General features: G+C 61.1%; 11 protein-coding genes. 1 reads left to right on the forward strand and 10 read right to left on the reverse strand.

Annotation, left to right across the window (positions count from 1 at the left end; genetic code table 11):
- Positions 1-371: 371 nt before the first annotated feature.
- From M8997_RS05915 to proS, 3 genes are read right to left on the reverse strand one after another with little or no spacing between them, the layout of a single operon-like run.
- A complete protein-coding gene (locus tag M8997_RS05915; RefSeq protein ID WP_250018648.1) occupies positions 372-1,055 on the reverse strand; it encodes an ABC transporter ATP-binding protein in 684 nt (227 codons plus the stop codon).
- Complete coding sequence (locus M8997_RS05920; RefSeq protein ID WP_250018647.1) at positions 1,056-2,342, reverse strand: lipoprotein-releasing ABC transporter permease subunit; 1,287 nt, start codon at positions 2,340-2,342, stop codon at positions 1,056-1,058.
- Entirely contained in the window at positions 2,339-3,688 is a 1,350-nt protein-coding gene (proS, locus tag M8997_RS05925) for a proline--tRNA ligase (RefSeq protein WP_250018646.1), read from the reverse strand. The genes M8997_RS05920 and proS overlap by 4 nt, the downstream gene beginning before the upstream one ends.
- Before the next feature lie 659 nt (positions 3,689-4,347).
- On the opposite strand from proS, the gene M8997_RS05930 reads away from it, so the two are divergent.
- Positions 4,348-5,337 (forward strand): glycosyltransferase family 2 protein, encoded by a 990-nt coding sequence (locus M8997_RS05930; RefSeq protein WP_250018645.1) that lies wholly within the window; start codon positions 4,348-4,350, stop codon positions 5,335-5,337.
- 36 nt (positions 5,338-5,373) lie between these two features.
- Here M8997_RS05930 and M8997_RS05935 read toward each other — a convergent pair whose 3' ends face one another.
- The 7 genes from M8997_RS05935 to nuoL are packed head-to-tail and all read right to left on the reverse strand — an operon-like array spanning position 5,374 to position 13,507.
- Complete coding sequence (locus tag M8997_RS05935; RefSeq protein ID WP_250018644.1) at positions 5,374-5,643, reverse strand: DUF1467 family protein; 270 nt, start codon at positions 5,641-5,643, stop codon at positions 5,374-5,376.
- Positions 5,643-6,047, reverse strand: coding sequence for a methylmalonyl-CoA epimerase (mce, locus tag M8997_RS05940; RefSeq protein WP_250018643.1), 405 nt, complete (start codon positions 6,045-6,047; stop codon positions 5,643-5,645). Before mce ends, M8997_RS05935 begins: the two co-directional genes overlap by 1 nt.
- A gap of 8 nt (positions 6,048-6,055) precedes the next feature.
- A complete protein-coding gene (locus M8997_RS05945; RefSeq protein ID WP_250018642.1) occupies positions 6,056-7,729 on the reverse strand; it encodes a ribonuclease J in 1,674 nt (557 codons plus the stop codon).
- A 20-nt stretch (positions 7,730-7,749) separates the two neighbouring features.
- Positions 7,750-8,547, reverse strand: a complete 798-nt coding sequence (locus M8997_RS05950) for a biotin--[acetyl-CoA-carboxylase] ligase (RefSeq protein WP_250018641.1) — start codon at positions 8,545-8,547, stop codon at positions 7,750-7,752.
- An 8-nt stretch (positions 8,548-8,555) separates the two neighbouring features.
- Complete coding sequence (gene nuoN / locus M8997_RS05955; RefSeq protein WP_250018640.1) at positions 8,556-9,992, reverse strand: NADH-quinone oxidoreductase subunit NuoN; 1,437 nt, start codon at positions 9,990-9,992, stop codon at positions 8,556-8,558.
- An 18-nt stretch (positions 9,993-10,010) separates the two neighbouring features.
- A complete protein-coding gene (locus tag M8997_RS05960) occupies positions 10,011-11,516 on the reverse strand; it encodes an NADH-quinone oxidoreductase subunit M (protein WP_250018639.1) in 1,506 nt (501 codons plus the stop codon).
- Entirely contained in the window at positions 11,516-13,507 is a 1,992-nt protein-coding gene (nuoL, locus tag M8997_RS05965) for an NADH-quinone oxidoreductase subunit L (RefSeq protein WP_250018638.1), read from the reverse strand. Before nuoL ends, M8997_RS05960 begins: the two co-directional genes overlap by 1 nt.
- Positions 13,508-13,513: the final 6 nt, after the last annotated feature.

A 13,513-nucleotide genomic window follows, 5' to 3' on the forward strand; every position in this document is an offset into this window, starting at 1 on the left:
TCAGCCACGATCAATCTCCGAGAATTGAACGGAGAACTCGATTCTACCGCCCGGCCCTATAGTTCCGCATGGCTAAACCGGTGTCCACAGCTTTCCGGCCGGTACGCCGCATCTCCGGTGGAGAACGATGACGGAAGACGGCCGGCACCGTTATTGGCTTTCATCAAATGACGCTCACCCACATGGCGAATGTCGCTATGAACAGGCTGACAGTAACGAATGACATAACGTCCTGGAAAAGTTCGTTCATGGTATAAACCCTTCTTCGTTGTCGTTGTGTCTCTGTTTTGTTCTATTTTTGTTCTCTCGTCAAGCCTGTTTATCCGCCACCGCGCCCTAATGGTTTTCAAAAGGTAAACGCGCCGGTCTGTTCAGAGATTTATTATCTTGCCGTTCTTCAACGTCACGCGGCGATCCATGCGGCGCGCGAGCTCGTGATTATGCGTCGCTATCATCGCCGACAGGCCGGATTGACGCACGAGCGCTTCGAGAGCCTCGAACACATAGGACGATGTCACCGGGTCGAGATTGCCCGTCGGCTCGTCGGCCAGCAGCACCAGCGGCGCATTGGCGACGGCGCGCGCGATGGCGACGCGTTGCTGCTCGCCGCCGGAAAGTTCGCTCGGCCGATGCGACGCCCGGGCGCCGACCTTCATGTAGTCCAAAAGCTGCTGCGCCCGCTCGGAGGCGATGGAAGGCGACATGCCGCGAATCATCTGCGGCATCATCACGTTCTCCAGCGCCGTGAACTCCGGCAAGAGATGGTGGAACTGGTAGACGAAGCCGACATCATTGCGGCGAATGGCCGTGCGCTCGTCATCGGACAGCGCGCCGCATGAACGGCCGTCGAGCAGGACGTCGCCGCTGTCGGGGCGCTCAAGCAGGCCGGCCGTGTGCAGCAGGGTGGATTTGCCGGCGCCCGAAGGGGCGACAAGCGCAACCATCTCGCCGCGACCCAGTGAAAAATTCGCCTCGTCGAGGATGATCAGCTCGCGGCCGATCTCGTCATAGCGGCGGCCGACGCCCGTCAGCTGCAGGATGGGTGCAGCACTCATCTATTCATACCTCAGCGCTTCGACGGGATCGAGCTTGGCCGCCCGCCATGCCGGAAAAAGAGTGGCCAGAAACGACAGCACAAGCGCCATCAGGATGACGCTGAACGTCTCGTTGAAATCCATCTTGGCCGGCAATGTGCTGAGGAAGTAAAGCTCTGGGTTGAACAATGTCGTACCGGACAACCATGAGAAGAACTGCCTTATCCGCTCCACGTTCAGGCAGACGACGACGCCGAGAATGACGCCGGCGATGGTTCCGGTGACGCCGATGGCGGCGCCCGTCATCAGGAATATGCGCAGGATCGAGTTTCGCGTCGCCCCCATCGTCCGCAGGATCGCGATGTCGTGCCCCTTGTCCTTGACCAGCATGATCAGCCCCGAAATGATATTGAGCGCGGCGACGAGCACGATGAGCGTCAGGATCATGAACATGACGTTGCGCTCCACCTGAAGCGCCGAGAAGAAGGTCTGGTTGCGCTGACGCCAGTCGGTCAACATAACCGAGCGCTGGGCGGCATCCTCGATCGGCTTCTTGATCGAATCGACCGCATCGGGATTGTCGACGAAGATCTCGAGGGATTGGACCTTGCCCTCCTGGTTGAAATAGGTCTGCGCCTCTTCAAGCGGCATCAGGACGATAGACGAATCATATTCCGACATGCCGACTTCGAAGATCGCGGTCACGGGATAGGACTTCATCCTGGGGCCGACGCCGAGCGGCGTGACGTCGCCATCCGGCGAGATCAGCGTAAGCGAGTCGCCCAGCCCGAGACCCATGTTTTCCGCCATGCGCGTGCCGATGGCGACGCCTCCGGCGCTGTTGAAGCCCTGGAAAGTGCCCTGGCGCACATTCTTGGCGACAAGTTGCAGCTTGGCGATATCTTCCTCGCGCAGGCCACGAACGAGCGCGCCCGACCCTGCCCCGGCATTGCCGGTGGCCAGAACCTGGCCCTCGACGACCGGAATGGCGAAGGAAACGCCCTGCACTCCGTCGATCCGCTTGATCGCCGCGTCGAAATCGTCGAGCGGCCTGTCCATCGGCTGCATGATCACATGGCCGTTTATGCCGAGTATCCGCGTCAGCAGCTCGCTGCGAAAGCCGTTCATCACCGCCATGACGATGATGAGCGTCGCAACGCCCAGCATGATCCCGGTGAAGGAAAAGCCGGCGATGACCGAGATGAACGTCTCTTTCCGACGGGCGCGCAAATATCGCCACGCGATCATTCGTTCATAGGCCGAAAAGGCCCTCGAGCCGGTCGGAGCGGCCTCGTCTTTTGCGGTCATAGAGTTCCTGCCTGAAAATCTGCCGGCCCGGCCAGCTTGTTGATGGCGGCTTCTATCGTCAGCGTCTCGCGGTTGCCCGTGGCACGGTCCTTGATCTCTATCTCGCCGGCAGCAACGCCGCGCGGCCCGATGATGACCTGCGTCGGCAGGCCGATAAGATCCATCGTCGCGAATTTCGAACCCGGGCGCTCGTCCGTATCGTCGAGAAGCGGGTCCAGGCCGGCTTTCGTCAGGGCGTCGTAGACTTTCTGCGAAACGGCATCGCAGGCTTCGTCGCCGGGCTTCATGTTGATGATGCCGGCACCGAAAGGCGCCACGGCCTGCGGCCAGATGATGCCATTCTCGTCATGCGAAGCCTCGATGATCGCGGCTATGACGCGCGAGGGGCCGATGCCATAGGAGCCCATCGACACCGGATATTCCTTGCCGTCCGGCCCGGTGACCTTCGCGCCCATCGGTTCCGAATATTTGGTGCCGAAATGGAAGATGTGGCCGACTTCAATGCCGCGGGCGGCAAGCTGCTCGCCGGCGTCGACCTTGGCCCAGGCCACTTCGTCGTGCATTTCGTCGGTGGCGGCATAGGGTGCGGTCCAGCGGGCGACGATGCTGGCGATCCCGGCATCGTCGTCGAAATCCGTATCGGGGCCCGGAACCGCCATTTCCAGATAGGCGCGATCGCAGAAGACCTGGCTTTCGCCGGTCTCGGCGAGAATGATGAACTCATGGCTGAGATCGCCGCCGATGGGCCCGGTATCGGCACGCATCGGAATGACCTTGATCCCCAGTCTGGAGAAGGTGCGCAGATAGGCCACGAACATCCTGTTATAGGCGGCCTTCGCGCCCTCGAAATCCAGATCGAACGAATAGGCGTCCTTCATCAGGAATTCGCGCGAGCGCATGACACCGAAACGCGGCCGGCGCTCGTCGCGGAACTTCCATTGAATATGATAAAGATTCAGCGGCAAGTCCTTGTAAGACTTGACATAAGAGCGGAATATCTCGGTGATCATCTCTTCATTGGTCGGCCCGTAGAGCATGTCGCGCTCGCCGCGATCCTTGATGCGGAGCATCTCGTCGCCATAGGCGTCGTAGCGGCCGCTTTCGCGCCAGAGATCGGCCGATTGTATGGTCGGCATCAGCAGCTCGATCGCGCCCGAACGATTCTGCTCCTCGCGGATGATCGCGCTGACCTTGTTGAGGATGCGCAGCCCCGCCGGCAGCCACGCATAGATGCCCGCCGACTCCTGGCGGATGAGGCCGGCGCGGAGCATCAGCCGGTGCGAGACAATTTCTGCCTCCTTGGGGTTTTCTTTGAGGATGGGCAGAAAGTAACGGGAAAGCCGCATTGAGAATCACCAGAATTGTGTGAAGCCTGAATTGCTTGAAGAATCAGGCAAAACCAAGTGCAAAGTCGGTATTTATTACTGGCTTACGGGTGGATTGGAAACCCGCAACCATCGATCTTTGCCAGTTGGGCGAAGCCAGTGAATCGCCGTTGCTAAAATCCTAATCAAAAAATGACGTTTCCGAATATTTTTCGTGACATTTCGGAGGCACTCCGCTATTTTTTTAATCATAAGGAGAAAGTGAGAATATTTCCGCTTTCCTACGCGGTCAAAGTCTTGGGAGGATGTGACCCTGGCGCGGTTTTCCGCAGCCGCCACGCAAGTGGACTGGGTCAGACGCGATCTTTAAATGCAAGGCGAAAGCCTTGCATTTTTTTTGTCTTCCGCTTAGCTGTCTGCATTCTGCAAGTTTTTCGCATTTTTGCCTGCCTATTTCATCTGAACTGATTTTTATCTTTTATTTCAACGAGTTAATTTTAAATGTCCCTTTTCAATCTGAAGTGCCGGGATAGTGATCCCGCGCAATGGCTCTGCGCCACATCCCTCCTGCGCCTGATCTACCTGCGCCAAGGCTGCTCCTTGCGACGGTCGGCCGAGCGTCGATCCTGTGCCCGGATCGATGCCTGTTTCCGCCCCGCGCGGCAGAGGGCGCGTGCGTGATGACGAATCAAATCGCCACCGCCCCGCGCTGCGTCTGCATTGCAACCGTAACGCGCGATCGACCGGTCATGCTCGAATGCCTGCTGAAGTCCTATTCAGCACTCGCCGTTCCGCCCGGTATCGAACTGCGCTTCGCCATCGTGGAGAACAATCCTCGGGCGAACCTGCATGATATCGTCGAAAGATTTCGCCTATCGGTGCCGGAACGCGCCGTTCATTACGAGATCGAGCCTCGCCTTGGTATCGCTTTCGCCCGCAATCGGGCGCTGGATGCTGCGCTTCATGCTGATTGCCACATCCTGCTCTTCGCCGATGATGACGAAGTGGTCGATACGCACTGGCTCGAGCATCTGCTGGCGGCGCGCGATCGGGACGATCTGGATATTGTCGGCGGACCCGTGCGGCTATTGCCGCTCGAACCGGCTGCCGGAATCTGGCATAGACTGGTCTGGAACGGCATCGACCGGCGAAATCGCGCCAAGGAACACGGCGCCTCCCGGCTGTGGAAGCAGGGACGGGCCGCGAGGATCGTCCTCGCCACCGGCAGTTGGCTCGGCAATCTCGAGTTTTTCCGTGGCACCGCCCTCCGCTTCGATGAAACGCTGGGCTTTGCCGGCGGCGAAGATTCGCAGCTCTGGAGAGAGGCGGTCAGACGTGGTGCGAGGACGGGTTGGGCGCCGGCGGCCATCGCCGCCGAGACAATGCCCTTGGCCAGGCTGACGCTTCGCTATCAATTCTGCCGCAGCCGCGATACCTGTGCCGTTGCCCTGCGCAAGAAACTTGCCCTGCGGCCGTGGAAGACGGCGCTGCGTCTGCCCGGCTCCATGATCGCCCGCCTTTTCAAGTTTCTGGCCTGCCTGCTGCTGCTGCCGTTTCGCGGCGGGGCGCAGCTGGTGGCGGCTTCCATATGCCTGGGGAGCCTCGCCGGCCTGCTGCATGGCCTGACCGGGCGCGATATCGCGCATTATCGCACCACGACCGGCGCGTGAGCTCCGGGTCCGGCAATGCCGGGCCATGGGGTTCAATCAGTCAAGCGTCGGGAAGAAGATCGGCAGGTCGCCGACGCCATAGCCGAGCTTTTCGTTGACTATGTAGAAGATCGCGAAAACAATTGTCGTAACGATCGTCGTCAGCAGGAATATCCTGCCCATGCGGTGCTTGTGCGGTGCGCTCGGGGTGGTGCCGAGAACGACATCATCCTCGTCCGCCTGCGTGCGCAGGCCGATCGGCAGCATGGTGAAAAGCACGAGCCACCAGAAGATGAAATAGACGGCCATCGCCGTTGCAACTGGCATTATTCCTGCTCCAGCTCGATAAGGGTGCCGTTGAAATCCTTCGGGTGAAGGAAAAGAACGGGTTTGCCATGCGCGCCGATCCTCAGGTCGCCATTTCCGAGAACCCGCGCTCCCTTCTGTTTTAGCTGATCGCGGGCGGCCGCGATATCGGGCACTTCGTAGCAGACATGGTGCATGCCGCCGGAAGGGTTCTTCGCCAGGAAGGCGGCGATGGGCGAGTCGGCGCCCAGGGGCTCCAGCAGTTCGATCTTCGTATTGCCGACATCGATGAAAACGACCGTGACGCCATGCTCCGGCAGAGCGGCCGGTTCCGAGAGTTCGGCGCCCAGCATGTCGCGATAGGTCGCGCAGGCCGCCGCCAGATCGGGAACGGCAATCGCGACGTGATTCAACCTGCCGAGCATGACGCCTCTCAAACCTGCGTGACGAAGACGGTAACGACGGGCTTCTTGCCCCAGACCTCGTTGGCAGCCGAACGTACGGCCCGGCGGATCGCTTCGCGCACCATCGCCAGATCGCGCCGCTTCTCGCGCGGTATGCTCTGCACCGCCTCGACGGTCACGTCGTAGAAGAGGTCCTCGAAGAGTTCGCCCTCGGCATCGGTCTCCGGCACGCCATAGGGCACGACCTCCGGATCTTCCAATATGTTGTACTTGGCATCGAGCAGCATGCACACCGCCACATGCCCGACATAGGAGAGCTTGCGGCGTTCGCTGATCCCGGTTTCTTCCTCGTCGCCGATCAGCTTGCCATCCTTGAACAGCCGGCCGAAGGGAGCCTGGTCAATGACTTCAGGCCGGCCTGGCGCCAGCCGCAGGACATCGCCATTGCGCACCTGCGGAACCTCGGGAATGCCGGCCATGGCGGCAAGGGAGCCCTGCCCGACCAGATGGGCCGCCTCGCCATGAACCGGCACCAGGATGCGCGGCCGCACCCATTCATACATCCGCTTCAATTCGTTGCGGCGCGGATGGCCGGACACATGCACCAGTTCATCCCCATCGGAGATGATGTGGATGCCCTGCTCGATCAGCATGTTCTTGGTGTCGATGATGGCTTTCTCGTTGCCGGGAATGGCGCGCGACGAATAAATCACCGTATCGCCCGGCGACAGCGCCACGCTGCGCATCTCGTCGCGGGCAAGCTTGGCCAGCGCCGCACGGGACTCGCCCTGGCTGCCGGTCAGCACGACGACGATATTCTCGCGCGGTATATAGCCGTAATCATCCTCGCTGAGGAATTCCGGCACGCCGTCCAGATAGCCGAGTTCGCTGGCGACCTGGATCATCCGCTTCATCGAGCGGCCGAGCACGAGGGTCTGGCGCCCGGCATCGCGCGCAGCCAGCGCTATGGAGCGAATGCGCCCGACATTGGACGAAAAGGTCGTGATCGCCACACGCCCGCGCGCCCGCTCGATGATCTCGCGCAGGCTCTCGCCGACTTCACGTTCCGAGGGAGATTCGCCATCGCGCAAGGCATTGGTCGAATCGCACATCAGCGCCAGCACGCCCTCATCGCCAAGCGCGCGGAAGCGCCGCTCATCGATAAGCGGTCCAAGCGCCGGCTCGGGGTCCATCTTCCAGTCGCCCGTATGGATCACGGTGCCGAGCGGTGTCTTGATCGCCAGCGAGACCGGTTCGGGAATGGAGTGGGTGACGGCAATCGCCTCGAATTCGAACGGGCCGACCTGGAAGGTCTCGCCGGCCCTGTAGACCGTAACGGGAATGTTCGGAGCACCCGGTTCGGACTGGCGCTTGGCCTCCAGCAGGCCGGCGGTGAACGGCGTGCCATAGACCGGGACGTTCAGCAGCGGCCAGAGGTCGAGCAAGGCGCCATAATGGTCTTCATGGGCATGGGTGATGACGATGCCGCGCAGATTGTTCCGCTCGGCCTGCAGGAAGCGGATATCCGGCAGAATGAGGTCGGCGCCGGGCAGGTCCGGCCCGGCGAAGCTCACGCCCATGTCGACCACGACCCATTCCCGCTTATGGGCGGGACCGTAGCCATACATTGCAAGGTTCATGCCGATCTCGCCAACACCACCCAAGGGCAGAAATACAAGCTCCGCTTGATCGGAATGTGCCATCTAAACTCCTAGAACATAATTCAATCGGCATGTGCCGAAGCGATAGCGCCAAAATGGACATCGCCTGCTGCAATCTTCAAACGACGGCCATCACTCTCGCGAATGACAAACTGGCAATCGTCGTCAATAGTTTCGAATACACCATGTACCACCCCGCCGTCCATTCGAACGGCGACTTCGCCGCCGATACCCGCCGCCCGTTCGAGCCAGCGCCGGCGTATGGCGGCAAGCCCCTGCCCGCCATTCCATCGCGCGAAGTTTTCCTGCCAGCTGTCGGACATTGCCAGGAACAGCGTCTCGGCATCGCAGTCGATGCCGAGGCCGCGCAGCGAGGCGGCCGGATATGGCAGGCCCTCCGGAAAGGCGACGACATTGACGCCGATGCCGATGACGAGCGCGAGGCGGCCATTGGGCAACTGCGTCGATTCAAGCAGGATGCCGGCGAGCTTCGCGCCATTCGCAAGCAGATCATTCGGCCATTTCAGCCTGAAATCCACTGTCGCGGTCACGGCCGGCGGCGCTACCGCGTCCAGTGCTTCGATGAGGCAGAGCCCGGCGACGAAGCCGAGCGTTGCGGCGTTGCGCAGTTCGAGGCCATCGGTCAGCAGCAGCGATGCGGCGAGATTGCCCGTGGGCGAAGACCATGCCCGCCCCCGCCTGCCGCGGCCGCTGGCCTGGTTCTTCGATACGATCCATAATTTGCCGGGCTCCCCGGCCTGCCCGCGCTCCAGGCCCGCGGCATTGGTCGAGCTTATCGCATCGAATGCCTCAAGCCTGAAACCGTTCTGCTGCGCCAGCGGCGATAGCGTGAAGCCCATCCCCGGACCTAGAAGAACGAGCGGGACGCTGCTTCCGCGTAGGTGCTGACGGGACCGCCAACCAATACGTAGAACAGGACCAGCAGGCCGGATGCGCCGAGCACGAGGCGCAACTCGCCGGCCACGGGTACGAAGCCGCCTGCCGGTTCGTCAAACCACATGATCTTGATGATACGCAGGTAGTAGAACGCGCCGACGACCGAAGCGACGATGCCGATGATGGCCAGCGCATAGAGATTGGCCTGCATCGCGGCAAGGAACACGTACCACTTGCCCCAGAAGCCCGCGAGCGGCGGAATGCCGGCCAGCGAGAACATCAGGATGGTCAGGATGGTGGCCATGATCGGATTGGTGCGGGAAAGACCGGAAAGATCGCTGATCTGCTCGACATTGCCGTCCTTGCGGCGCATCGCCAGGATGAAGGCGAAAGTGCCGAGCGTGGTGACGAGATAGATCAGCATGTAGATGGCGACGCCGCGCACGCCGACAGCGGTGCCGGCGGCAAGGCCGACGAGCGCATAGCCCATGTGGCTGATCGAGGAATAGGCCATCAGCCGCTTGATATTGCGCTGGCCGATGGCGGCAAAGGCGCCGAGGACCATCGAGGCAATGGCGATGAAGACGATGATCTGGCGCCAGTCGGCGGTGATCGGCTGGAACGTCTCCGCCGCGACGCGCGTCAGCAGCGCCATGGCAGCCATCTTCGGAGCGCTGGCGAAGAAGGCGGTGACCGGGGTCGGCGCGCCCTCATAGACGTCCGGCGTCCACATGTGGAACGGCACGGCCGAAATCTTGAATGCCAGTCCGGCAAAGATGAAGACCAGCCCGAACACCACGCCGAGCGGCCGTTCGCCGCCGGCCAGCGACTGCGCGATGCCCTCGAAGCCCGTATGGCCGGTGAAGCCGTAGACGAGCGAAATACCGTAGAGCAGCATGCCCGAGGACAGCGCGCCGAGGACGAAATATTTCAGGCCGGCTTCCGTCGAACGGACACTGTCGCGATTGATCGCGGCGACGACATAGAGCGCAAGCGACTGAAGCTCGAGGCCGAGATAGAGCGAAAGCGTGTCATTGGCGGAAATCATGAGCAGCATGCCCACATTCGCCAGCAGGACGAGGATCGGGAACTCGAACTTGTCGAACTTCTCCGATTTCGCGAAGCCCGACGACATGATCAGCGTCACCACCGATCCGACGAGGGTCAATACTTTCATGAAGCGCGCGAACGAATCCGAGATGAAGGCACGGCCGAAGACGTGCCCGTCTTGCGGGAACACGACAACCAGGGCGAGCGCCAGCAACAGGACGGCAATGCTGAGGCCATTGACGAGGCTATAGGATTTCTCGCCGGCGAAGGCTCCAACCATCAGGAGAGCGAGGGCCCCGATTGCGAGCAGCAATTCGGGCGCCATCAGCGAAAGGTTTGCAATCATATCGGTCTGCATCGGCCTTGGCCTCTCCTGCTATTTCAGCGCCAGCGTGGCAGCCGTGGATAGCGCGTTATTGTATTGATTGATCAGTGCGTGGACGGAACTCGCCGTGGCATCGAAGACGGGCATCGGATAGACGCCATAGAAGATCGTCAGGATCACCAGCGGGTAGATCACGGCCTTTTCGCGCGGCGTCATGTCGAGAAGCGCCTTCAGGCTCTCCTTGTCGAGACTTCCGAACACCACGCGCCGGTAAAGCCAGAGCGCATAGGCCGCGGAGAAGATCACGCCCGTCGTGGCAAACAGCGCCACCCAGCTATTGACGCGGAACACGCCCATCAGCGCCAGGAATTCGCCGATGAAGCCCGAGGTGCCGGGCAGTCCGACATTGGCCATCGTGAAGATCAGGAAGACCACGGCATATTTCGGCATGTTGTTCACGAGGCCGCCATAGGCCGCGATATCACGCGTATGGGTGCGGTCGTAGACGATGCCGACGCACAGGAACAGCGCGCTCGAAACGAGGCCATGCGACAGCATCTGGAACAGCGCACCCTGGATGCCCTGCTCGTTCGCCGCGAATATGCCCATCGTCACATATCCCATATGGGCGACGGACGAATAGGCGATCAGCTTCTTGATGTCTTCCTGCATCAGCGCGACGAGCGACGTATAGACGATCGCGACGACGGAAAGCGTATAGATCAGCGGCGCGAAGTCGGCCGAAGCGATCGGGAACATCGGCAGCGAGAAGCGCAGGAAGCCGTAGCCGCCGAGCTTCAACAGGATGCCGGCGAGGATGGCCGAGGCGGCCGTCGGCGCTTCGACGTGCGCATCCGGCAGCCAGGTGTGGACGGGCCACATCGGCATTTTCACGGCGAAGGAAGCAAAGAAGGCGAGCCACAGCCAGGTCTGCATCGAGACCGGGAAGGAATAGGCGAGCAGCGTCGGGATGTCCGTGGTGCCGGCCTGCCAGTACATCGCCATGATGGCGAGCAGCATCAGCACCGAACCGAGCAGCGTATAGAGGAAGAACTTGAAGCTCGCATAGACGCGCCGCTTGCCGCCCCAGACGCCGATGATGATGAACATCGGAACCAGTACCGCCTCGAAGAAGACGTAGAAGAGCACGATGTCGAGCGCGCAGAACACGCCGATCATCAGCGTCTCGAGAATGAGAAACGCTATCATGTACTCTTTCACGCGGTTCTGGATGGCCTCCCAGCTGGCAAGGATGCACAGCGGCATGAGGAAGGTCGTCAGAATGACGAACAGCACCGAAATGCCGTCGACGCCCATGTGATAGGAGATGCCGGAGTCCAGCCAGTCGAACTTCTCGACGAACTGGAAGCCTGCCTCGCTATTGTCGAAATAGTACCAGATCGGCAGCGACAGCAGGAACGTGATGATCGTCGTCCACAGCGTGACATTGCGGATGTTCCGGCGCGCGACATCGCTGTCGTCGCGGATCATGAGGACGAGGAAGGCGCCGACCAGAGGCAGGAATGTTACGGTAGAAAGAATTGGCCAGTCGGTCATCAGAAGTTGCTCCCGAGCATCATCCACGTGACGAGTGCGGCGACCCCGATGAGCATCGCGAACGCATAGTGATAAAGGTAGCCGGTCTGCAGGCGCACGACCCGGTTGGTGACATCGACGACGCGGGCGGAAATCCCGTCGGGACCATGCCCGTCGATCAGCCAGCCATCGCCGCGCTTCCACAGGAACTTGCCGAGAGCCATGGCCGGACGGACGAAGATGAAATTATAGAGTTCGTCGAAGTACCATTTGTTGAGCAGGAACTGATAGAGCCCGTGATGCTGCTCGGCCAGGCGCTTCGGGGTTTCCGGCGAGCGGATATAGAAGTACCAGGACACGAGGAAGCCCGCGACCATCGCCAGGAACGGCGACGCGGCCACGATGAAGGGCACGTGGTGGAACTCGCTCAGGATCTCGTTTTCCGGGCCGGTATAGATCGCGCCCTTCCAGAACTCGGCATATTCGTGGCCGAAGAAATACTCGCGGAAGACGACACCGGCGAACAGCGCGCCAATGGCGAGAATGAACAGCGGAACCAGCATGACATAGGGAGATTCGTGCACGTGGTGCATGACGTCATGGCTGGCGCGCGGCTGGCCGTGGAACGTCATGAAAATCAGGCGCCATGAATAGAAGCTGGTGAAGATCGCCGCCACCACGAGGAGGATGAAGGCATAGCCGGCGACCGGGCTGTGCGACGCGAAGGCCGATTCGATGATCATGTCCTTCGAGAAGAAGCCTGCCGTGCCGATGATGGTGCCCGGAATGCCGAGGCCCGTCAGCGCGACCGTGCCGATGATCATCATCCAATAGGTCTTGGGGATGTATTTGCGCAGGCCGCCCATGTGACGCATGTCCTGCTCGTCCGAAACCGCATGGATGACGGAACCGGCGCACAGGAACAGCAGCGCCTTGAAGAAGGCGTGCGTGAACAGATGGAAGATGCCGGCGCCATAGGCACCGAGCCCGAGCGCAACGAACATGTAGCCGAGCTGCGAGCAGGTCGAATAGGCGATGACGCGCTTGATGTCGTTCTGGACCAGGCCCACCGTCGCGGCGAAGAACGCCGTGGTTGCGCCGACGACCGTCACGACGATCAGCGCCGTATGCGACAGTTCGAAGATCGGCGAAAGCCGCGCCACCATGAAGACGCCGGCCGTGACCATCGTCGCGGCATGGATCAGCGCCGAGACGGGCGTCGGGCCTTCCATGGCGTCCGGAAGCCAGGTGTGCAGCAGGAACTGCGCCGACTTGCCCATGGCGCCCATGAACAGCAGCAAGGCCGCAACCGTGATCGCACCCTGCTTGTCGAGGCTGTAGCCGAGGAAATTCAGCACGACGGCATCGCCGCCGGCAGCGCCTTCAGCCGGCAGGTATTGTGCCGCCGCCGAGAACAGCGTGTCGAACTGCACCGTGTCGAAAAGCACGAACAGCGTGAAGATGCCGAGGAGGAAGCCGAAATCGCCGACGCGGTTGACGATGAAGGCCTTCATCGCCGCGGCATTGGCCGATGGCTTCTTGAACCAGAAGCCGATCAGCAGGTAGGAGGCAAGGCCGACGCCTTCCCAGCCGAAGAACATCTGCGCGAGGTTGTCGGCAGTGACCAGCATCAGCATGGCGAAGGTGAAGAGCGACAGGTAGGCGAAGAAACGCGGGCGATGCGGATCATGGTGCATGTAGCCGATGGAATAGGCATGCACCAGCGCGGACACCGTGTTCACCACGACAAGCATGACCACCGTCAGCGTGTCGATGCGCAAGGCCCAGTCGAAGCTCAGCGAGCCAGATTCGACCCAGTGAAGCACCGGTACCTTGAAAGCCTCGGTATGGCCGAGGCCGACCGTCACGAAAGCGACCCACGACAGGATCGCCACGACGATCAGCAGGCCCGTCGTCACATATTCACTCGCCTTGGCGCCGATCGACGCGCCGAACAGGCCCGCTATCAGGAAACCGGCAAGCGGAAGGAAGACAATCGCCAGGTACAGCATGTCCCC

This window comes from Phyllobacterium sp. 21LDTY02-6 (genome assembly GCF_023554255.2).
Taxonomy (GTDB): domain Bacteria; phylum Pseudomonadota; class Alphaproteobacteria; order Rhizobiales; family Rhizobiaceae; genus Phyllobacterium.

Coding starts and splice junctions, on each gene's coding strand:
- proS (WP_250018646.1), bottom strand. CDS start 3,688: ATGCGGCTTTCCCGTTACTTTCTGCCCATCCTCAAAGAAAACCCCAAG.
- M8997_RS05930 (WP_250018645.1), top strand. CDS start 4,348: ATGACGAATCAAATCGCCACCGCCCCGCGCTGCGTCTGCATTGCAACC.
- M8997_RS05960 (WP_250018639.1), bottom strand. CDS start 11,516: ATGACCGACTGGCCAATTCTTTCTACCGTAACATTCCTGCCTCTGGTC.
- M8997_RS05935 (WP_250018644.1), bottom strand. CDS start 5,643: ATGCCAGTTGCAACGGCGATGGCCGTCTATTTCATCTTCTGGTGGCTC.
- M8997_RS05920 (WP_250018647.1), bottom strand. CDS start 2,342: ATGACCGCAAAAGACGAGGCCGCTCCGACCGGCTCGAGGGCCTTTTCG.
- mce (WP_250018643.1), bottom strand. CDS start 6,047: ATGCTCGGCAGGTTGAATCACGTCGCGATTGCCGTTCCCGATCTGGCG.
- nuoN (WP_250018640.1), bottom strand. CDS start 9,992: ATGCAGACCGATATGATTGCAAACCTTTCGCTGATGGCGCCCGAATTG.
- M8997_RS05950 (WP_250018641.1), bottom strand. CDS start 8,547: ATGGGCTTCACGCTATCGCCGCTGGCGCAGCAGAACGGTTTCAGGCTT.
- nuoL (WP_250018638.1), bottom strand. CDS start 13,507: ATGCTGTACCTGGCGATTGTCTTCCTTCCGCTTGCCGGTTTCCTGATA.
- M8997_RS05945 (WP_250018642.1), bottom strand. CDS start 7,729: ATGGCACATTCCGATCAAGCGGAGCTTGTATTTCTGCCCTTGGGTGGT.
- M8997_RS05915 (WP_250018648.1), bottom strand. CDS start 1,055: ATGAGTGCTGCACCCATCCTGCAGCTGACGGGCGTCGGCCGCCGCTAT.